Here is a 22,969-nt window from a genome sequence, read left to right as displayed (position 1 = left end):
CGTTGTGCATAACAACTTTTTTTATCCAAGACTTAACATTTGATTTCCGAATGACAGTAAATTCACTCAAATCGTAAAGCATTTTGATGAATTAGTCCTACTTTTGTATTCGTAATATGAAGGATCTCGCCTACTTAAATAAGTACTTTTATAAATACCGCTGGAAACTGGTTCCAGGGGTTATTTTTGTTATCATCTCCAACTATTTCGGGGTATTGCCGGCAAAGGTAATTCGCGAAGCATTTGATTTGGTACAGGAAAACATCTATCTATACCGTCTATTTGATGGTTTCGACAGACAGGAACTCATCTACAAGGTATTTGGCACCAGCCTCCTGTTTTTTGGTTTCGTCGTCCTCCTACTGTCGCTCTTGAGGGGCATATTTTTATTCTTTATGCGTCAGACGATTATTTTAACCTCGCGTTATATTGAATACGACCTCAAAAATGAGATCTATAATCACTACCAAGATTTAAACTTCGGTTTCTTTCGGAAGAACAATACCGGAGATCTCATGAGCCGAGCCACCGAAGATGTCAATCAGGTACGTAACTACTTAGGCCCCGCCATCATGTATGCGATCAATACGGTAGTTTTATCGATCATGGTCATCTATGCGATGTATAGCGTCAATGGACGCTTGGCTACTTATGCATTGGCACCAATACCGGTCCTATCGGTTATTATTTTATTTGTCAACAAGATTATTAACAAGCGTAGCTTAAAAATACAGAAACAACTGGCGAAGCTTTCTTCTTTCGTGCAGGAAACTTTTGCAGGTATCCGCGTCATCAAGACCTATACCAGAGAACAAAATAAAATGCAGGAATTTGAGAAGGAAAGTACCATTTACCGCAACACGGCTCTTGATCTCGTCAAAGTACAGGCTGTTTTCTTTCCGCTTATTCTATTGCTTATTGGGCTCAGTACGGTAATCACCATTTATATCGGTGGAATTGAAGTTGCCAAAGGAACAGTAACTGCCGGAAACATCGCTGAGTTTATCATCTATGTCAACCAGTTGACTTTCCCGGCCATGTCTTTGGCTTGGGTTACCTCATTGGTACAACGTGCTGCGGCCTCACAAAAACGCATCAACGAATTCCTTCAAACGGAATCTCCTATTGTTAACGGAACAGCTACCAAAGAACTCGCGGGTGAGATCAGGGTTGATGGAATCTCCTTTACCTATCCCGAAACAGGTATTCAGGCGATTAAAAATATATCGTTCCAAATTCCGATCGGCAAAACACTTGCTATTATCGGAAAAACAGGCTCCGGAAAATCAACGCTGGCCAACTTACTCCTTCGGATGTATGATATCGACAAAGGAAGTATTCATTATGATAGTCTAGAAATTAAAAACCTTGATTTCAAAAGCTTGCGCCAACAAGTTGGATTTGTCCCACAAGATGTTTTCCTATTTTCAGATACCATTGCCAATAATATAGGCTTTGGTTTAGACCACTTTACACAGGAACAAGTGGAACAGGCCGCCAAAGATGCCGCTGTATACGACAATATTATAGCTTTTGAAGATGGATTTGAAACTGCCGTTGGGGAACGTGGTGTTACCCTCTCCGGTGGACAAAAACAACGGGTATCCATCGCACGCGCTTTAATTAAGGAACCCAAAGTATTGATTTTTGATGACTGTCTTTCCGCCGTGGATACAAAAACAGAAGAAACAATTCTCCGTTCGCTAAGCCGCATCATGAAAGGCAAGACCTGTATTTTTATTGCCCATCGCATCTCGACGATCAAGAATGCAGACCATATATTGGTGATGGATCAAGGCGAAATTGTAGAACAGGGTACACATGCTGAATTGATGGAGAAAAGAGGTGAATATTTTGAACTCCATGAAAAGCAATTACTGGAAAGTGTCGAAGGATAAATAAAATATCCCTGAATTCAGCTAAAGGATAGAAGGGATATCTCTCCTAAATTTGTCTTAAATATTTAAGTCAAACATTTTACAATAAAGGATCATGGAGAGAACCCCTATTCAGAAGGCTACGTCAAATGACGGAAAAACAATTGCTATTATTTCTTACTTAACCATCATCGGCCTTGTTGCAGCCATCATCATGAACAACAAGGAAAAGACTGCTTTAGCGCAATTCCATATCCGACAAAGTATAGGCATTTCAGTAACAGGAATGGCTTTGGGATTGTTACGTTTTATTCCGGGTATTGGCGGAATCGCCATTAGTATTGTTGGATTGCTCCTACTTATTGCTCTTATACTAGGATTAATGTCCGCATTTTCCGGAGAGCGGAAACCACTCCCCTTCATTGGTGAAAAATACCAGGAATGGTTCAATATGATCTAATAGGCATTTTAAAGACATGGAGCACCTTCCCATCATAGATGCTCCATGTTATCGTTTTTTACGGACGTTCTGCCTTTAATTGAACATAGCGCATCTTTAACTGGCTTTCATATCCGGCATCGTTTTCTCCTCTTTAAAAAACAGGGCAAATAGCAAAAGACAAAAACCAGAAATACCTGCCGGAATAAACCAAAGATATTCCCAAAATTGAGCAGCATAAGCTGTTTTCAGGTAATCTGAAACAGCACCGGCAACCCAAAATCCGATCAGCATCCCTACACCATACATCGCGATGGTAATAAGCCCCTGTGCAGAAGCCTTGTATTTTTCACCAGCAATTCGATCGGTATAGATCTGCCCCACTACGAACATAAAATCATAGCAGATGCCATGCAATAAAATTCCGGATAGCAATAAGAATGACCGTTCCTGTCCGTCGCCGTAGGCAAAAAACAAATAGCGAAGTGCCCAGGCCGCAATGCCCAGTAAAATCATCTTTTTATACCCCAAGCGTCTAAAGAAAAATGGAATCAACAACAAGCAGATGGCTTCGGAAAATTGCCCCAATGCCATTTTTGCTGTGGGGTTCGGTATTCCGGCGTTGACCAAAAATGGGTTCGCATTTTGATAATAGAACGAAATGGGAATACAGATGACAATTGCTGTTACAAAAAAAATCAGAAAACTCCGCTGTTTTAAAAGCTTCAATGCATCCAAACCAATTGCCTTTCCAAAATCAAACTTTTCATCTCTAAGCTTCACCTGTGGTGGTGTTTTTGGCAATGCTAGACTGAAGACCGCCAATAATAACGAACAAACCGCGCCCATAATAAAGGTATTATGCAGGGCACCTGCCTGTATCGATTCGGGCGCATCCCAACGGAACAAATAACTGATCACAAGTCCCGAACAGATCCAACCGATCGTCCCCCACACGCGTACCCCCGGAAAATACTTCTTCGCGTCTTCAATATGCCGGAATGCGATTCCATTGGATAAGGATAGCGAAGACATGTAAGCCATAAAATAGACAAATACATAGGGATAAAAATGTGTCGCATCCGGTGCCTGCGACATCCCGTAAAGTAGTCCAGCTCCAATGAGATGTAATGCTGAAAGTACCCGCTCGGCATTAAAGTATCTGTCGGCGACAAAACCCACAAAAAAAGGAGCAAATACAGCACCAAGGGATTGTGTTGCAAAAATATTCGCGACCTCCATACCCGAGGCATTGAGCGATTTAATAAGGTATGTTCCCAAAGTAACAAACCAGGCCCCTTTGATAAAATATTCTAAAAACATCATCAGGGACAATTGGACGCGTAATACTGGTTTCATCGATTAATTCGTGTTGGAGGTGTTTGTTTTGATTTATTTCATCGGTTTCAATGACCACGTAGAAGCCTTATGTTATTGATACACACAACGACAGCGAGCGACACGATTGCTGAAATAACGCGCTCGTTGTCCTCGAGTGACCATCGCTTAAACAGGCTATTGTCTTCGGTTGTCATTGCTCTATACAAGCTCAAATAGAGCTCTATTTTATTCTTATGATTCGGGCAATGCATTTCGCATAAAATTAAGCCAGTTCTTGCTGGCAATCTTTTCAAGATCGGTGTTATTATACCCCCTTTTTGACAGGATGCCAAATAGTTTTTGGATATCAGCAATCGTTTCCAGATCATAAGGACACTGCTCACGGCCAAATGCGCCGTCTAAGTCGCTCCCCACGCCAACATGATCGACATTTCCTGCCAATTGACAAATATGATCAATATTGTTGGCCATGATATCCATGGAGCAATTGCTTGTTTTAGGATCGGATACACCTCGTACCCAATTCGGTACCATCATCCAAGCATCGAGCGCTACCCCGATCACTGCTTTTTTCTTTACAAGAGCCTTGATCATTTCATCACTGAACTGCCTGTTATGGTCCACAAACTTGCGACAGTTATTATGGCTGGCCCAAATCGCACCCTGATAGCGTTGGACAGCATCCCAAAAAGCATCATCATTCAGATGTGTCGCGTCCAATATCATCCCCAATCGCTCCATTTCTTCCAATAACCTTATTCCCTGCTCATTAAGCTTACCCGACGAGTCTGTTCCATTGGCATATCGCCCCGGTCCGTAATGTGCTGGCCCAATCGCTCTTAAACCATAGTTATAGGCTGTTTCGAGATAGCTGATATCTACAATGGAATCGGCACCTTCCAGACTCAGCAGATATCCGATTGGCTTATCGGCATGATCGCTGCCATCCGACCAAAGCGCCAAATGCTGGTCCAAATCAGTTTTTGTACAGATCATTTTCATTTGTCCATCGGCTTCCATTGCTTTATACCATGCAAGCTGCCCCTGTGTTTGTGCCCATGCCTGTTCCGGTGAGTACCAGCCTGGTAAAGAGCTCTCGGGTTTTACGAAACGGGCGATTTGTGTAGCAACAACCAAACCAATATGACCACGACGCAATTCGTCAAAAGTGACGGTTGCCTTAGCCCGATCGGGCTTGTCATCCATCCCCTTTTCCCTACGGTTCAGTTCGGTAATCGACAATCGAAGATCCCGATTCCATTCTATGGCGTTCATACTCAAATCCAAATGTGCATCGACCAAAAATGGCATTTCAAATTCGTACATATCAATAATTTATTTTTTTATTTCGCGCATAAACAGTCCAAATTTGATCTACCTGCCGTTCATTGACAACTTGAAGTTCGCCATAACAAGCTACTGTTGGGCAGATGTGCCTTGGCACGGCATAAAGGGCATCGCCGATATTAAATTGTGCAGTATTGGAAACTTCAACTACCAAGTGTTCTTCACTCTGCATTTTTATTTCGCCAATACGCGGATCGAAAAACTTGACGCGGGGTTGCGGCGATTCACATGCAACTGATTTATACCCCAGATCCAAACAAAGGTGCTTGTGATCAACAATCGAGACGACACGCGTCAGAAGTACCGCCGCAAGCATAAAATCCTGTTCCGCGTAATTTTCGGCATAGCCAAAATCCCAAAACACAAACGTTCCGGGACTGCATTCTACATCGCTGCGTTCGGCATGAAAAGGGAAACTTGGCGAACCGCCAATAACTTTAGTCAACGGTTTAGAGGTGGACACCTGCGCCATAAGGTAGGCGGTTTCGAGTATACCATATGAATGTTGGGATTGCTTTTCGCGAAGTTTATAATCCTTGTCATGAATATGACCGTCATAACCATGCACACCTACCAACTGAATACCTTCCAAAAGATGGATATCCATAACGAGACGCTCAATCCCTTCTAAAGATACTCCTGTACGGCCCATGCCAATATTAACATCGAGATAAACAGCGCTGCGTAAGCCTTTCGACAGACTACGCTTTGAAATCTCCTGTGCTGCATCGACATGATCCACAAGACATGCAAAATGTGTCTCCGGAAAGGCGGTTACAAGATTCAAAAAACGATCTATCTTTGGCCCTACGGGCTGGTATGCCAGCAAAACATCTTTTGCACCGATAACACCCAATAGTTCAGCTTCTGCAATGGTTGCACACTTAAACTTTGTAATCCCCCTATCCATCATCATCAGTTGGCATACTTCCCGACACTTGTTCGTTTTGATATGCGGCCGCAATCGATCAGCCCGCCCATGCACAATATGTAAAGCGCGATCTATGTTCTTGACAATGCGATCAGGGTAGACCAGTAAAGCTGGCGAATCGACCTGATCGACATCATGTATATGGCACCAAGTTTCCATACAATTCCGATTAGTATAACTCAAATAATGCTTCGATTTCTACGGGAATATTATCGGGCAAAGAACCAAATCCAACTGCACTACGTGTTCCAATACCATTCTCTTCTCCCCAAACCGCAGCGAATAGCTCACTACAGCCGTTAATTACGCCTGGATGATAAAGAAAATCCGAGGTACAGTTGACCATACCCAATACCTTGATCACACGCTTGATTTTGTTCAATGAGCCCAAGTTGGTTTTAATGGTCGACAACATGGTTAGACCAACTTGTCTCGCCGCAAGTTTGCCTTCTTCAGGACTGATATCACTTCCAATTCGACCGATAATTAATGCAGCATCATCTTGTACAGGACCATGACCAGAAAGATACAGGTACTTGCCGTCAATGACGTATGGTTTATAGACACCTTTAGGTGCCGGTGCTGGTGGTAATGTCAAACCTAATTTTTCGAATTGTTCATCTGCGTTGTACATCTTTAACGATTTTAAAGTTTAAAATAATAGCTAATATAAAATTAATTGCAATAGTAAAACAGCAAGCAGCCCAACAATGGAAACAATCGCCTCCATGATGGACCAGGAAAATAAGGTATCCTTTATGCTAAGTCCAAAGTACTCTTTAAATAGCCAAAATCCGGCATCATTAACATGGGAAAACATCAAACTGCCGGCTCCTATCGCCAACACCATAAGGTTGGGATCCACTTTACCCCCTGTAACAATCGGTAGCAACACACCAGCCGCCGTTAAAGCGGCTACTGTGGCCGAGCCGACACAACCTCTGATAACAGCTGTAATTAACCAAGCCAATAGTAGCGGTGAAATCGACAGCTGCTGCAGGGTATTGGCCAATAATAGACTCACACCACTATCCTCCATCACCTGTTTAAAGATTCCCGAGCCAGCAATAATCAGTAGGATCATGGCAATATCTTTCACTGCAAATTCATAGATTTTCATCACATTGGCCATCGATCGCCCCAATTTCAATCCTAATAAATAGGTTGCTACACTGACCGCAATAACCATAACAACGGTGGGGTTGCCGATAAATTTAACTCCCTGCTGCAGCGCTATATTGCTTGTATGATAGCAATAAGGAAGCAATGTAAATAAGACAATGAGCAATACCGGCAGCAAGGCTACAACCAAACTCACCGCCACTGTGGGGCGCAGATACTGCGCTGATTCCGAGTGATCTTTCTCGCGGAAAATTGATTCCTGACTTGCCCGTATATTTTTGAGGCTTCTTCCAAAAATTGGCCCACCCAAAATAATAGCGGGTATGGCGATCAAAAGACCATAGATAAGTGTCAGTCCCATATCAGCGCGAAACAGGGCAACTAATGCAACCGGGGAAGGATGCGGCGGAATAAAGCCATGTGTCACAGACAGGGCAGCCAGCATCGGTAATCCAATATATACTGTCGGCAACTTATAGCGGTAGGAAATCGAAAATATCAAGGGGACTAATAAGACAAATCCGATTCCATAAAATAGCGGTATTCCAACGATAAAACCCGTCAACATAAGCCCCCACTGCAGGTATCGCTCTCCCATCAGGCGGACCATTTGCTCAGCAATTATCTCAGCGGCCCCACTTTCAGCAACAATTTTCCCCAACATTGCGCCCAAAACAATAATTAAAGTTAGGCTTCCCATGACGCCTGCAACACCTTTTTCAACTGTACCCACCAACTGTGCCGGTGGAATACCCAAACAAAGTCCGCTGAGTAAGGAAACAACTAAAAAAGCGAGAAAGGCATTGATCTTAAAATAAGTTATGCAAAGGATAAGCAAACAAATGCTGATTACAATGAGGAGTATAGTCATTATATCACTATTAGGTTTTCCCTCAATTTGAGAGCTTGTATAAAATTTGGTCTATTAAATCATTTTTTCATCCTGAAAGTCACTTGCCTCCTAAACGTTTAAAAAGTGGCGGTGTTTGGATATAGCAAAGTTGCTATATTTAAATTGCAAAATTATAACACACCGCCATGATAAATTTAAATGTTTTTAGTCAGATTTTATCTCTTATCGACCGTGAATTATTCAGGGATTTGGTTGCAAAGCACAAAAGTGATAAACACCAGAAAGGGATCAACAGCTGGACGCATCTAGTCAGTATGCTTTTCTGTCATTTTTCCTCGGCAGATTCGGTTCGTGATATTAGTAACGGCCTACGCAGTACCACTGGTAACCTGAACCACTTAGGTGTAGTAAGAGCTCCAAGTAAGTCTAATATATCCTATATCAACACACACCGTACCCATGAACTTTTCAAAGATCTTTACTATTCTGTTTTGGATAGGCTTTGGCAAAAGGACACCCATTTTCGCAAAGAGCTTGTTCAGCTAAAGCGTAAAGTATATCTGATGGATGCAAGCATCATCCCCTTATGTCTATCTGTATTTGACTGGGCAAAGTTTCGCAGCACCAAAGGTGCCGTAAAGCTGCACACTGTCTTGGATTATGATGGCTGCCTACCTGTTTTTATGCAGATTACCGATGGAAAAGTACATGAGAGCCAGCGAGCCGGTAGTTACAGTTTTTCCAAGGGAAGCGTGGTGGTAGTGGACCGTGGCTACGTGGATTACAGCTGGCTTGGGGATTTGGACAGCAGGGGGTGTTATTTCGTTACCAGGAGTAAAGTTAATATGAAGTACAAGGTTATCAAGTCCTATCAGAGTGAAGCACTCATGGAAAAGGGGATCCTTAAGGATGAGCTCATTGAGCTATCCGGTGCTGCCTGCAATAAATACAACGGCAAGCCGCTACGCCTAGTCCACTTTTGGGACAGCACCACTGGCAATGAGTACCACTTTTTGACCAATAATACGAAGTGGAAGGCTTCTTTGGTGGCAAACATCTATAAACAACGCTGGCATATCGAAGTCTTCTTCAAGCATCTAAAGCAGCGCTTAAAAGTATCGACATTCATAGGGACTTCTGAAAATGCAGTGATGATCCAGATCTGGACTTCACTCATTGGCATATTACTGTTAAAATACTTACAAAAAAAAGCCAAATATGACTGGAACCTGTCCAATCTGGTCGCATTCATCAGAATGAATATCTTCGTGAAAATAAACATCTGGCAATGGATAGATGATCCCTTTTTCAGGCCGCCTATAAAAGGAAAAAAGGGACAGCTAAAGATCTTCGCAGATTGAAAAATAGGGGTCAATATCGAAATGATGAAAAAAGCTATGCTTGTACCACAGAAATCGAATCCTAAAATTTATTTAGGACACATATGCCTGAAAAATTAATGAAAATAAAAAAGGTATGGCTTACACCATACCTTTCTGTTTCCTTGCCCTATCTCTTTTTGCTTTCATGACCTATCGTCAAAAAAAACCAGCAATAGGCCCTTGTTGAAAATTTATTTTTTAGGGATCTCTTTGAGAATTTCGAGCACAAAACTCCAAAACTTCTGTACCGAAGAAATGGAGACACGCTCTGCAGGCGAGTGTGCACCCAAGATTGTAGGTCCAAAAGAAATCATATCCATTTCGGGATAGTTTGTTCCCAGGATACCGCACTCAAGTCCGGCATGGCAAGCGACGACTTCTGGAGCTTCACCATGTTGTCTCGTATAAATTGATTTGAGCACTTCTAAAATTTCAGAATTCGGATTAGGTGCCCATCCTGGATAATTGCCCGAAAAATTGACAGTAAAACCACCTAGTTCAAATGCGGCTTTTAAAGATTGGGCTAAATCAAATTTAGACGTTTCAACAGAAGATCTGGTTAGACATTTGATGGAAACCTTTTCCCCACCTACTTCTACTTTAGCAATATTATTGGAGGTTTCTACCAAGTCTTCAAAATCGGCGCTCACACGATACACACCATTTAAGGCCGCATAAACACTGTTGATCAGGTTTTCCTGCACGTTTACTGGAACTACTGTTGCATAAGCAGCATCAGTTTGCTTTACGACAATTTCCATAGCTGGTTCTGTCGTTGCAAACTCCAATTTAATATCCTGAGCCAATTGTGTCAAATTCTGAACAAAGTCAGTTGCTTTATCCTTCGCGATAACCACCTTTGCAACACTTTCTCTCGGAATGGCATTGCGTAGACTTCCGCCCAACAAAGAGGCAATACGCAATCCATAATGTGCATTGGCGCCAAAGAGCAAACGGTTCATCACTTTATTAGCATTGGCAAAACCTTTATGAATGTCCATACCAGAATGCCCGCCATGTAGTCCTTTTACGGTAATTTCAAAAGATAACGTATCAAAAGGACAAGGCTCTGCAACGTAGGACTGCGTTGCCGTTACATCAATGCCCCCAGCACAACCAATATCAATTTCAGTATCATTCTCTGTATCCAGATTCAACAGGATTTCACCCGAAAGCACACCGCCTTTTAAACCTAAAGCTCCCGTCATGCCTGTCTCTTCATCAATGGTAAACAAGGCTTCAATAGCAGGGTGTTCAATAATGAATGATTCCAAAATCGACATGATTGTCGCAACACCAAGACCATTATCTGCCCCCAAGGTGGTGCCCTCAGCTTTCACCCAATCCCCATCAACATACATCTTAATACCTTCATTATCGAAGTCAAAAACAGTATCGTTATTTTTTTGGTGCACCATATCCAAATGCGACTGCAATACAATCGTTTTACGGTCCTCCATTCCCGGAGTAGCGGATTTTTTGATGAGCACGTTGCCAATCTCATCAACGCTTGTTTCTAAACCCAAGGATTTACCAAAGTCTACCATAAAGGCGATCACGCGCTCTTCTTTTTTAGAAGCTCTCGGGACCGCATTCAATGCAGAGAAATTTTTCCAAATTGCTTTTGGTTCTAAACTATTTTCAATCATATCTAAAATTTTTCCTTGGTCAAAGTTACTCCATTTTTATTAGATATTCGGTGATTATTGGTTTAGAATAAAAACAAAAGCCAATCGCTGTTCGTTCTAATAAAGGGTATAAACATGAACAAATTAATATGCATAAACCAGTACAAGTTGAACGAAAGGATATTTATTTTAAACCTGATAAAAAGAGAGTGCTAGCACGTTTTTTTTCGTTGGGAGATGATCGCACGATAAAAGTTATTAAACGCATTTTATCCCTTAACGAGGCGCAACGAAAAGAAGTTTTTGGACAGGTCTTACGAAGTTATACGAAAAGACATCGCAGCATTGTCCATATCTTTGAACGGAACTTTGACCGGGTTAGCCACCTATTGGAGAAGATTCCATTTTCAAAAGATAAGCTAAGTCATATCGACAAGCTGCTGATCGGCTCTTATTTCACGATGGAATATTCCATAGAATCGGCGGCATTGTTTAATCCTTCCATTATCGAACATCCGGATCAAACAGAATTATTTCGGGGTGAAAAACGTGTTATTTTGAGTTTCAGGGCTACAGGAGAAGGCCATGTCTCTTCGATCGTTTTTCGGTCCGGCACATTGGATGTCGACAACAATATACATATCGATTACGTCGGCAGTTTATTGGACAAACCTATGCAAGTCAAAAATCACCGTTATCACAAGGAGTCATTCTTAAAGAAGATGAATGAGCTACATGCCGAGCCAACGGAAGTCAAGTCCAAATTGGAGGAAAAACTAACGGAAACATTTACTTACGAAGAACTCAAACGGTACATCGATGAAGTTCGAAAGGATAGTGACGAAAATCTAGAAAATGTCACCTTTCTCCAACAGGCGCTCTGGCTCGCTTCCTCGCATTATGAAATGACCTTCTCACTGGATACTTCCATTTCAGAACGCGTGATATTTCCAATTGCCGATACCGAAAAAAGGGGGATTGAAGATGCGCGTTTTGTTCAGTTCAAAAACGAAAAAGGGGAAAATACCTACTATGCAACTTACACTGCGTACGATGGATTCAGCATCCTCCCGAAATTACTCACCACAAAAGATTTTTACCACTTCAAAGTGAAACCTATTTATGGTGAAATTGCCAATAAGGGGGCGGCACTATTTCCACGTAAGATAAATGGACGTTATGCCATGCTCTGCCGGATTGATGGTGAGAACAACTACATCGCCTACTCCAATAAAATCAATATATGGCAGGAAACGGCAATCCGGATTCAGCAGCCGGAATATCCGTATGAATTTGTTCAGATTGGCAATTGCGGTTCGCCGATAGAAACACAATACGGCTGGCTGATTTTAACCCATGCCGTTGGACCAATGCGTGAATATGTCCTAGGTGCAGCGCTTTTGGACTTGGACAACCCGCATGTCGAAATTGGACGTCTACACAGCCCACTGATGACACCCAATGACGAAGAGCGAGAAGGCTATGTACCAAATGTCATTTATTCCTGCGGAGCCATTGTACACAACGAACACCTGATTTTACCTTATGCGATGTCCGATTATGCATCAACTTATGCAACCATCAAGCTCGAAGATTTGTTGCTCGCTATCTTGAATCCTGATCGTTATCAATAAAAGCACGATAAACTACGATATAAGCCAAATAGAAACAAAGGGTGCTCTCCGCCCCTTGGTTTCTATTGATGCCATAGGACTCGAGCCCATCACAGCAACCTTTGGTTTCCTCGTCATACAAAGCGAGCCGAAGGTCATTCTCGCCCAAAAACCAGCGAAAGGAAGCAATCATACGGGTAAAATAGACCTTTTTATTCGTGAGTCGAAAAGCTTCACGATACATAAATACCATTGCCGTGACATCAAGTGGCTGCTGACCAAACTTGCTGATATGCTTTCCTTGCTTGGCCCATTCTTGGTTTCCGACCAATGAGAGAGCACCGTTTTGGACAGTGATACTTTCGAGAAACTTTAAAGTCGATAGTCCCAACTGTTTTATTGTTTCATCGTTCAAAAAAGGATAAGCCATCAATAAGGCATAAGGTAAAATTGCGTTATCATAACTCAGCACCCCTTCAAACCATTGCCAATGTTCATCTGAACTTGCCTCGTATTCCTTTACCAGTTTGCCGATAAGTGTCCGCATCAACTCTATCATCAGCTCGTCATTGGATTGATGATGCAAATATTCCGCAATTCCCAATACAGTGTATGCAATCGCCCGGTTGGAACGCAACTTGCCAAAATTTGGAACAGCACGAAAGAAAAGCTCATGTCCCAATTGATAATAACTTGTTAGTTTTGTTTCCCGAAGAAGCAGCCCCAATGCCCATATCGTCCGTCCAAAGGAATCTTCTGAACCGACTTCATCGAGGAAACTATGTTGGAAATTCATAAAATTGTGAAAAAGGCCGTCTTCGCGCTGATGATAATAGATATAGCTCAGGTAGGTCGAAATACGACGGTCAAGCCTTTTGTCGGCAAAATCTTGCTGCGCCAATAAAGTAACTAAAAGCGCTCTTGCATTATCGTCAAGACAATAGCCCTCTTTGTAGTTCGGGAGAGAATAGGTTGCATGCTGTACGATACCGACCTGATTGGTCAGTCTGTCGATATGCTTCCAGCTGAATTTAGGCATTTCCTCTTTGCTAAATCCGACATTTTCTTTGAGGCTATCGTAGGTAGGAATAATTTTATTTAAAATTCGCGTGTACCGGAGGCCTATATTTTTCCAGGTCATCTCTTTCCCAAATGCGCTGGCATTGTCCCGCAATGTTGTTCGATAGTCCAAATTTGAAAACAAATTTTTGAGCACCTCGGCCATCTTGCTGGAATTTTTAAATTCTACGAGTACACCCCTTCCATCAGCTAGCAATTCCTTGGCATGCCAATAAGGAGTGGAAACCACCGCAGCTCCGGCACCGATGGCGTAAGATAATGTTCCACTTGTGATCTGTGCCTCATTAACATAAGGTGTAACATAAACGTCGCAGGCGCTTAGATAATCCACAAGATCGGCCTGGCTCACAAAGGAATTCACAAATTGTACGTGTTCCTGCAACTGATAAGCTTCGACTAGACTGCCCAGGTATTCCCGGTACTCCTCCCCGGAATGCGCCAATACATTAGGATGCGTTTTACCAACAACGAGGTACAACAGGTCCGGTTCATCCTTGACGACCTCGGGGAGAGCTTCGATCACCATTTCAATTCCCTTGTTTCGCCCCAAAAAACCGAAAGTCAATAAAACTTTCTTTCCAGAAAGACCCTTCTTTAGTTTTGCAAGCTCATGATCCAAAGTAAACTCTAGAACCCCGTGCTGAATCAATCTCACTTTAGAGGTATTTACCCGATAAATCGATTTGAGTAAAGTGATTGCATAATTGCTCATAACGATCACAATGGATGCTCGCTTAACAATTTCAATAAGAATAGCCTTTTCATCAACATTGGGTTTCTCAAGAATGGTGTGAAAATTTACCAGCAAGGGAATATGTAACGCGTTAATCAAGGACAATATATATGTTCCACTGTTTCCGCCAAATATGCCATATTCGTGCTCCAGTATCACACAATCGTAGCCGTTTTCATTAATATAATTTGCGGCTTCAATATAGGACAATTGATGATGTTGGTCTATTTTAAACACGACCTCACTGGGATAAACATAGTCCCGATCCGCGACCGCAAACACATGTTGTGTCAGCTCCTGATTATGCAGTGCTACAGCATGCAACAAATCTGATGTAAAAGTGGCAATTCCACATTCTTTGGGCAAGTAGGTACTTATATAAGCAATCTTCATTGAAATAATAATTTTGAATATAGCCTGGACAAAGGCAATAGCATCGTGTGCTCCACTATCTAAATGCTTCTCGACCCCAAATTGTTTGTCACAACTGTATGATTTAAATCGGAAGAGGGTTTAATGATACCTTGTACAAATCCGTACGGTGCTATAAAACTTGGTGTGGCATAGCTGTCCAGTTGATGGAAACAGAGTAATTTGATGGAAACAGGCTATGCTTTGGTTATGCTTAGCAAAAAACAAGGGTTTCACTGATTCTGCGAAATAAGAGAACCTAAAACCTAACGTCTTAACGCGTAGATTGCTATTGTATTTAAACATCAATTTATCTAAGTTTGTTTCAGAAAATGGCCATTGAATGAAATCAGCAAAGGAAAAAATGATTGCCGGCCTTCCTTACATCGATTCGGAGGGGCAATTATTTAAGGAAAGACAATACGCAAAAGAAGAACTGAAGCGATTTAACGATTCAGAGCCTAAACAACTGAAATTCAGAAAACAGATTATTCAAAAGCTGTTTAAAGCGACGGGAACTCGATTCTTTCTCGAACCTCCTTTTCGTTGCGATTATGGATATAATATTACGATCGGTGAGAACTTTTACAGCAATTATAACTGTACGATTTTAGACGGCGCACCGGTTACCATAGGTGAGAATGTATTATTTGGGCCTAATGTAAGCCTCTTCACAGCGGGTCATCCCCTCCATTTTGAAGCAAGAAATCAAGGTTGGGAATTTGCTTTGCCGATCGTTATCGAAGATAATGTATGGATCGGTGGACATGTTGTCGTCAACCCCGGCGTGCGAATCGGAAAAAATTCGGTCATTGGTTCTGGACAGGTCGTCACAAAAGATATACCAGCGGATGTCGTAGCTGCAGGTAATCCCTGCCGGGTGATACGTAACATTACCGAAGCGGATCGGATCACCTACACTGAAAATCTATAGGGATAACACAGGTCACAAGGGAAAACAATCTATCTTCCCACTTACAGTTAATGTATAGGATCATCTGTTATAGATAATGAATAGGTGACGGTGTCTTCATGCTGTTTTAAAAGAACAAATCCATTATTTGTCCAAAAATGTTGCTGATCGCCGGTCACATTTGCAAGAAGATATTTACCAGCAAAAGTATGGATAAATAGTCGCGCATGCTTCAATAATGCTGTACCTACACCTTTCAGCCTTACATGTGGAGCAACAGCGAGGAAATGGATTGTATAAGTATCACCTAAACTAATCAGGCTCAGCACGCCTACCACGTCGTTTCCATCGTAGGCCGCAAAATGTGTTGCTTCAAAATCGCCCTCCAACATCACCTCGGCCAACTTTCCTTCCGAAGCGAAAACCTCTTTTCGAAGTTTCCAGGTCCGGGCAGCAAAGACTTGTTCAATGTACCAATCCATCATAATCCTTATCTAATTCGATAAATGCATTGGAAAGATGACTAATGGTATCCGACGGTAACAGGGAATAGGTACCGATGGTCTTTACCGCAATATCTGCCGCGCGACCATGGATATATACCCCCATAATTAAGGCCCCTTTGGAAGAATAGCCCTGTCCAAGCAAGGAGGTAATTATCCCCGTCAGGATATCGCCACTGCCTCCTGTTGCCATCCCAACATTGCCCGTACTATTGAAGTACACCATTCCATCGGGCATAACCATAGCACTATTAGCTCCTTTTATTAACACGTAAAACTGATGTTTACGCGCAAAAACTTTCACTTTCTCCATCTTTTCGAAATCATCTTGCCAAGCACCCAATATCCGGCTAAGTTCTTTGGGATGGGGAGTCAATATACTGTGCGCCGGAACGAAAGCCCAAAGATTCGGTTCGCGGGCAAGAATATTTAAAGCATCAGCATCTAATACCAAAGGGGTATCATTAACACGGGTTATAAATACCTTTAGCGCATCAATTGTATGCGGCGCTGTTCCCATGCCGATTCCGATACCCACAGACTGATAGCCATCGAATGCCGGGAATTGGCTAATAAAATTCTGCTCAGGATCTGTTATCACCATCGCTTCGGGCACAGCGGTCTGTAAGATGGTATTACCACCGTCAGGCACATAAGCGGAAGCTAAACCGCAGCCCGCTCGAAGAGCCGCTTTTAACGCAAGCTGAACAGCCCCCATTTTACCTTTACTTCCGCCAATAATCAGGGTATGACCAAATGTTCCCTTATGATCAAATTTCCTCCGTTGCCGATAAAAGGACCTGACAAGCGGCTCGTCGACATAAAAAAGATTGGTTTCTGCCGCTTCAATTGCTCGTTGGCTAAGATCGATATCCAATACCTTGAAGTCTTTTACATACCATTGGTTTTCGGGCAGCAGCAAGGCCAGCTTTGGAAACTGAAAGGTATAAACCAAATCTGCATTTACAATTGGAACATCCACAGCAGTCTTTCTATCTGCCAGTAGTCCAGAAGGCATATCGACGGAATAGATTCTTGCACCACATCCATTTATACTGGAAATTATACCGCTCCAATCAGTTGTCAATACACGCTTTAATCCATAACCAAACAAGCAGTCCAGTACGATTGCATCGGAAGGGATAGCAACCTGGTCTTGCGCAGCAACTTTTTGAATGATATGATTGGGTAAACGCTTTTGATTGGCAAGATTATCAGCGGAGTAATCCTCCACATCGACTAAATAGACCTTGACTTGGGCCTGTTGTTGGTCCAACAGACGGGCCAACACCAAGCCATCGCCGCCGTTGTTTCCTTTACCGCAGAAGATGAAAAAGGTACTGTACTCCAATCGGGGATGACGCTTTTTAATTTCCTCAAAAACAACTGTTGCAGCTCGTTCCATCAGGTCTATACCGCTAATTTTTTGATCCTTTAGGGTTTCACTATCAATTTTGTTTATCTGCTGAGCGGAAAGTATCTTCATGTGGCTGCTATTTTTATTGAAAGTACCTATTCTCAAGGTCAATTAAAAATTTCGGTATCATTTTTTGGCGAGCTGGCGATAGTGATCCTCGTGTAGGATCCCACAGAGTAACCACATTGGATCGCTATCGTTTAGCTCATGCACGTGCCTCCTTTTTATTCACTTGTTGTTACGGGCTTCTTATTCATTTGTTATTACCTGCTTTACTCCCCCTGTCCGTTTCAAAGTACCCCAAGTGTTTAATTCACCTTTAATCGCTTTTCTGACAGACTTGAATAAAACGAAGTACATCAGTTGACGCCAGAAAAAACGCTGCGGAAACAAATAAATTAAATTGCTAAGCTTCTCGCCTTCCATTTTAAAGGCAATACCTGCAAAGAACATATCCACGAGTACAAAAAGGAAGTAATAAAACATCACTTGACCAAAACCGTTATGCAGTGAAAATAATCCTGCAATTCCTGTCCAGCTGATACCATTTACCTCGCTTAAGGAGAAAAGACCACTCACGAGAGAGAATAACATAAAAATATCGGCCAAGGGAGCAAATAAAGGCAGTATAATCTGAAAAATCAGAATATTAGGCATTCCGACCATACCAAAATAGCCATATTTGGGATTCAACAGGGTCTGTTTATTTTTCCAAAAACTCTGCAACACACCAAAACTCCAACGGAAACGTTGCTTGAAGAGCATTTTGACCGTATCCGGTGCTTCCGTATAAGCGATTGCTTCAGATGAATTTCGCACGGTATAACCCGCTCTTAATATGCGCATGGTTAAATCACAATCTTCCGCTAAGGTATCCGTAGTAAATCCACCCACTTCCAAAATAACAGCTCTACGGAAGGCCCCAATTGCTCCTGGTACGACCGATATCATATTGAGCAAATCGAACGCTCTCCGATCCATATTCTGTGAGGTGATATATTCGATCGATTGCCAATGTGTTAATATATTATGCACATTTCCCACTTTAACACTACCCGCAACAGCAGCGACCTGAGGTTTATTGAAATATTTCATCAACTGTTTTAACGCATCTGTTTTCAGTTGTGTATCGGCATCGATACAAAGCACAAACTGTGCTTCGGATTGTTGGATACCATAGTTAAGCGCAGACGCTTTCCCCCCATTTGGTTTTGTAAATAACCTTACCTTAGGATGATCGCCATACACCTTACTGACAATCTCAAAAGTCTTGTCTTTTGATCCATCATCAACAAAAATCAATTCATAATTGGGGTAATCCAAATTCAACAGGCTTTTTATCGTTGCCAACACTGTTATTTCCTCATTATAGGCAGGAATGATCACACTTACCTTTTCACGAGGCTCCACAACCAATTGAGATCGCTCTTTTTTACTTTTTTGTTTTTGTCGGATTGCCAGATAAGCAATCATTGCTGTTCTAAAAATTGCCAATACAATTGCAATGGAAAAAACCAAGTTAAGGAAGATGTTACCGTAAAACAATGTTCCTAAGAACAAGCGGTTGGAAGATCCACTAAATCCCGAATCGGAAGCATTTTCTACAGGAGGCATCAGTTCATCACGTTTTTTCCCCATTAAATCTCCAATCGTCGCAAATTTATAACCATGAGATTTAAAATAATGAATAATACGCGGCAAGGCGGCTATAGTCGCTTCTCGATTGCCTCCGGCATCATGTAATAGAATAATGTTTCCATTATCGCGTTGTTTTATGACTTCATTATAGATTTCATCTGCAGTACGACCAGGTAACCAGTCGTTGGGATCAATATACTCGCCGATATTGATGTAGTTCTCTTTCCGGCTCTGAGCAACAGGCAGAATTTCAGCAACAGTCTGTGGCTCGGCATCAGCATTAAAGGGAGCCCTGAAAAGAATTGTACTATGACCGATTATGCATTCGATGATCTTTCGGGTGGCATTCAGTTCAAACTTAACGCGATTCGGCCCTATTGTAGACATATCAGGATGAAAAAAGGTATGGTTACCGAGTTCATGTCCTTCTTGATATTCTCTCCGAACCAGATCCATATTTTTCTCAGCCATAACACCAACAAGAAAGAAAGCTCCGGGAACATGTTCCTTTTTTAAGATATCCAATACTTGTGGTGTATACGTAGGATCGGGACCGTCGTCAAAGGTCAGGACCACAGTATTATCTTTTTCTCCAAAGCGTTTGATTACATAATTACTTGGCGTCTTTACATACTCCTGATTCTGAACCATAAGCGTTGATGGGTCGTAAGTGAATTTCACCTCTCCCGGAGCGGGAGTATTGACCAAGTCCAAAATTTCCCCATCCCCAATATATTGAATACCACCGACATTGATCTGGCTTATCTTTCTAAAGTCAAAAGGTTCTTTTTGCAGATTTTCTCGGTCCAATGATCTCGAAATAAATGACCATAAACGGGAGTCTTCACTTCCTAAACGCCAAAGTGCAATACCAGCTAGCCCCCAGTCATCTGCTTTGCGGATAAGATTAAAATAGGTTGCAGCGTCTGTAAAATACACATCATGATGCATCCCTGCCCCATCTTTATAGCTAAAGTTGAGATTTGCAGATTCGGGATCAAAAGTAATCTTAGCATTGTAATTATGCGCCAAAATAACAGCATTATCATAAGTCAATGTCTTGCCGACACTGCCTTTTGGCCAATCATATCCATAACAGGCCAAAGCCAGAATCACCTTGTCTGCATCGATCTTATTGCAAAGTTCATCGAGATTTTTTTCGACCCATGCCTGATGTGAAATGGCGCCGGCATTACTTTCAATGGAATGTTGATCATAAGCCATCAAAATAATATAGTCGTTGTATTTTTGTAAGGCAATGGGATCGTAATCATCATTTTCAGGTGAGATATCCTGTGTGACAAGTAGGCCCTCCGTATGAAATACAGTATAGATATGCGCCATAAAATCGTTTAATGGCTTGTGATCATCCAACTGTAAATTCTCAAAGTCAATATTTATGCCAGCAAAGCCATTGCGCTTCACTTTAAGAAGGATGTCGTCTATAAAACGCTGTTGTTTATCCGGATTAAGTAAAATAGCCTTTACAGTCTGCCCGTCAAAGTCATTACCACTGAAATTGGAAATCTGTGCAATAGCTTTGCGCTTATATTGATGAATGACCTTAAGTGCAGCAGTATCTGCTTTATCCACTACTGTATCTTGATTAGGCACAGTAAAAAAGGATTCCATAGCAACCATATCCAAATGACCAATATTGCGGCGTAGATCCGATAAAGACTGCTCTCGGACTTCATTAGACCAAGAACTGACATAAAACCCCATATTGATTCTATCTTTGCTACCAATATGTTTCAAATGCATCAGCTCGCGATCGCGTTTAATCTTCTCTAATTCGGATTTTACAATGGTAAACTCCTTAAATTGTTTGGATTTTTTTAATCTGGCGGTGGACTTTTCAGTCAATGCTGTGTTGGTATTAATTGTTGGAAAAGGAGGAATCTGAATCTTTCCCAATGTATAAACCACACAGATAACACCAATGATCAAACCGATCACCAACGCTCTGCTCATCCATGAAAAAGCGTACCAGCGCTTTTTGCTTGACGTCTGAAAAATCTGTTTTCCTGACATAATCGTATTCTTATTAACTTCGGCTAAGCTACATCAGAAAATGATCCAAAAAGTGGATGAATAGCTTAAAAATTCCTTAATTTTTTCAGACGATTCACACTTCGAATTCTATCTAAATTTAAGTATATTCGATGAAACGCAATACACTAGCTCAGAAACTTTTATATGAGATCGATATATGTACTCATTCCACTCCTCTCGTGTCAGGTTTTCAGTGGATGTGGGCAGCCAAATGTTGCTGCACCTAATAACAAAACTTTGAATCCGGCAACTACTGAGTCAATAGCACCTGACGGGAACCAGTTTATCAACCCCGATGGGATGACGATCAAATCGCGCATTTTGTTACCAAAAGGCTTTAAAAGGCCTGCCTACCGGGTCGAAGAATTTGGAAATTTTCTCGAAAATCTTCCATTATACCCCATCGACCAGGAAGTACATTATTATGATGGAAAAATTAAACCTAGAAATAACATCTACAACAGTGTTGTGAAACTAGATATAGGAAAGCGCGATTTACACCAATGCGCCGATGCTGTCATGCGGCTCAGGGCAGATTACTTATACCAACAAAAGCGGTATAAGGACATCAAATTCAACTTCCTTTCCGATAGCAAACCCCGCGCTTATACAAACTATGCAAAAGGAGACTATTCCTACCCAACCTATTGGAAATACCTGGAATATGTGTTTGCCTATGCCAACACAGCCTCTTTACACGATGAGCTGCCCAATGTAAAAACGACTCAGGAAGTTAAGATTGGAGATACTTTTATCCAGAAAGGATCACCCATTGGCCACGCAATCATTGTAGTTGATCTCGCCAAGGACAGTACTGGAAAAACAATCGTACTCCTCGCACAAAGCTACATGCCAGCTCAAGAAATACAGATTTTAAACAATTGGAACAACAGCACGCTTAATCCTTGGTACGATATAGACCAGGATATTATAAAAACCCCTGAATGGACATTTTATCCTAAAAACCTCAAAACTTGGCCATAGTCTGCAATGAACAATCCGCTCATTAAAATTGAGCGGATGATTAAATTCTGTTTCGAAAAGTACCCCTGACCCTTTCACCATGAGTTCAAAAGCATACGCAATAACCTATCGGAAATGCTTCAAAAAACAACGGTCGGCCAATTCAACGACGACCTGATTAAAGGGAAAATCCTATTAACAAAAAGCCATATCAACCCTGATAAAACCATAGGTAATTCCTTGGACTAACAGGCTAATTCTTCAGCTTCTACCTTCATTTTTTCTATTGAGTACCATTTTGAAAATAATTCGGAAGACGTAAAATTCGCTTTTTTCGTATAACACCACACATTCACATAATCCACATAATACAACTGATTAAAAGCAATATAAAAATTATAAAATATTAAAATGTATCGCATTTAAGCGTCCCGCCATTCAATTATTCAAATCATTGAAATTACGCGAAATAGGATGATCCTAGGACCATTTCTAAACTTGTAATAAGGTCACCACCAAACTCGATATAACTCCCTGAAAGTAACCCTCCCTTTTAATTTAATCCGCTCGATAAAACAAGGAAATAGGCTTTTGTCAGCCTATACCAAGGTAACAATGCTCCTTTTTTTGACGTCTTTCCTTTGGGTTAAACCCAAAAAATATGGATCATTTCCTGACTATCACACCATTTTCATACAATTTCCCAGCTTACAATAAAAAATC

The 22,969-nt window shown here is 41.6% G+C and carries 16 protein-coding genes; 6 read left to right on the top strand and 10 right to left on the bottom strand.

What is annotated here, in order from left to right:
* The first annotated feature begins 116 nt into the window (after positions 1-116).
* Both AACH28_RS25055 and AACH28_RS25050 read left to right on the top strand, forming a co-directional pair.
* On the top strand, positions 117-1,898 hold the full coding sequence (locus AACH28_RS25055; protein ID WP_341831845.1) for an ABC transporter ATP-binding protein: 1,782 nt from the start codon (positions 117-119) through the stop codon (positions 1,896-1,898).
* Between the two features lie 94 nt (positions 1,899-1,992).
* A complete protein-coding gene (locus AACH28_RS25050; RefSeq protein ID WP_317665661.1) occupies positions 1,993-2,337 on the top strand; it encodes a hypothetical protein in 345 nt (114 codons plus the stop codon).
* 96 nt (positions 2,338-2,433) lie between these two features.
* Here the strand turns inward: AACH28_RS25050 and AACH28_RS25045 are convergent, their stop codons facing one another.
* From AACH28_RS25045 to AACH28_RS25025, 5 genes are all read right to left on the bottom strand, one after another.
* Positions 2,434-3,675 (bottom strand): MFS transporter, encoded by a 1,242-nt coding sequence (locus tag AACH28_RS25045; RefSeq protein ID WP_341831844.1) that lies wholly within the window; start codon positions 3,673-3,675, stop codon positions 2,434-2,436.
* A 213-nt stretch (positions 3,676-3,888) separates the two neighbouring features.
* Positions 3,889-4,983: a membrane dipeptidase gene (locus AACH28_RS25040; protein WP_341831843.1), complete on the bottom strand. Its 1,095-nt coding sequence runs from the start codon at positions 4,981-4,983 to the stop codon at positions 3,889-3,891.
* A 1-nt stretch (position 4,984) separates the two neighbouring features.
* A complete protein-coding gene (locus AACH28_RS25035; protein WP_341831842.1) occupies positions 4,985-6,094 on the bottom strand; it encodes a D-TA family PLP-dependent enzyme in 1,110 nt (369 codons plus the stop codon).
* Between the two features lie 10 nt (positions 6,095-6,104).
* On the bottom strand, positions 6,105-6,569 hold the full coding sequence (locus AACH28_RS25030) for a RidA family protein (protein ID WP_075993294.1): 465 nt from the start codon (positions 6,567-6,569) through the stop codon (positions 6,105-6,107).
* Positions 6,570-6,599: 30 nt separating this feature from the next.
* Positions 6,600-7,928 (bottom strand): gluconate:H+ symporter, encoded by a 1,329-nt coding sequence (locus AACH28_RS25025; RefSeq protein WP_341831841.1) that lies wholly within the window; start codon positions 7,926-7,928, stop codon positions 6,600-6,602.
* 167 nt (positions 7,929-8,095) lie between these two features.
* Between AACH28_RS25025 and AACH28_RS25020 the strand changes: the two genes are divergently transcribed.
* Positions 8,096-9,271, top strand: a complete 1,176-nt coding sequence (locus AACH28_RS25020) for an IS4 family transposase (protein WP_341831840.1) — start codon at positions 8,096-8,098, stop codon at positions 9,269-9,271.
* A 212-nt stretch (positions 9,272-9,483) separates the two neighbouring features.
* On the opposite strand, the gene AACH28_RS25015 is transcribed toward AACH28_RS25020, so the two are convergent.
* A complete protein-coding gene (locus AACH28_RS25015) occupies positions 9,484-10,941 on the bottom strand; it encodes an aminoacyl-histidine dipeptidase (RefSeq protein WP_341831839.1) in 1,458 nt (485 codons plus the stop codon).
* A gap of 128 nt (positions 10,942-11,069) precedes the next feature.
* Here AACH28_RS25015 and AACH28_RS25010 point away from each other — a divergent pair, with 128 nt between their 5' ends.
* Positions 11,070-12,554 carry a glycoside hydrolase family 130 protein gene (locus tag AACH28_RS25010; protein WP_341831838.1) on the top strand — a complete coding sequence of 495 codons (1,485 nt, stop codon included), beginning with the start codon at positions 11,070-11,072 and terminating at the stop codon, positions 12,552-12,554.
* Here AACH28_RS25010 and AACH28_RS25005 read toward each other — a convergent pair.
* Positions 12,526-14,739, bottom strand: coding sequence for a glycosyltransferase family 4 protein (locus tag AACH28_RS25005; RefSeq protein ID WP_341831837.1), 2,214 nt, complete (start codon positions 14,737-14,739; stop codon positions 12,526-12,528). The two genes, AACH28_RS25010 and AACH28_RS25005, sit on opposite strands and share 29 nt — an antisense overlap.
* Before the next feature lie 361 nt (positions 14,740-15,100).
* Between AACH28_RS25005 and AACH28_RS25000 the strand changes: the two genes are divergently transcribed.
* Positions 15,101-15,691 (top strand): sugar O-acetyltransferase, encoded by a 591-nt coding sequence (locus AACH28_RS25000; RefSeq protein WP_341831836.1) that lies wholly within the window; start codon positions 15,101-15,103, stop codon positions 15,689-15,691.
* A 47-nt stretch (positions 15,692-15,738) separates the two neighbouring features.
* Here AACH28_RS25000 and AACH28_RS24995 read toward each other — a convergent pair whose 3' ends face one another.
* From AACH28_RS24995 to AACH28_RS24985, 3 genes are all read right to left on the bottom strand, one after another.
* Positions 15,739-16,155 (bottom strand): GNAT family N-acetyltransferase, encoded by a 417-nt coding sequence (locus AACH28_RS24995; RefSeq protein WP_336835983.1) that lies wholly within the window; start codon positions 16,153-16,155, stop codon positions 15,739-15,741.
* Positions 16,136-17,659: an NAD(P)H-hydrate dehydratase gene (locus tag AACH28_RS24990; protein ID WP_341831835.1), complete on the bottom strand. Its 1,524-nt coding sequence runs from the start codon at positions 17,657-17,659 to the stop codon at positions 16,136-16,138. The genes AACH28_RS24995 and AACH28_RS24990 overlap by 20 nt, the downstream gene beginning before the upstream one ends.
* Positions 17,660-17,839: 180 nt before the next feature.
* Positions 17,840-21,262, bottom strand: a complete 3,423-nt coding sequence (locus AACH28_RS24985) for a glycosyltransferase (protein WP_341831834.1) — start codon at positions 21,260-21,262, stop codon at positions 17,840-17,842.
* A gap of 165 nt (positions 21,263-21,427) precedes the next feature.
* Here AACH28_RS24985 and AACH28_RS24980 point away from each other — a divergent pair, with 165 nt between their 5' ends.
* Positions 21,428-22,267 (top strand): DUF4846 domain-containing protein, encoded by an 840-nt coding sequence (locus AACH28_RS24980; protein ID WP_341831833.1) that lies wholly within the window; start codon positions 21,428-21,430, stop codon positions 22,265-22,267.
* The last annotated feature ends 702 nt before the right edge of the window (positions 22,268-22,969 follow it).

It is taken from the genome of Sphingobacterium thalpophilum, from assembly GCF_038396785.1.
Classification (GTDB): Bacteria; Bacteroidota; Bacteroidia; order Sphingobacteriales; family Sphingobacteriaceae; genus Sphingobacterium; species Sphingobacterium thalpophilum_A.
This window is presented reverse-complemented; position numbering and strand designations above follow the sequence as displayed.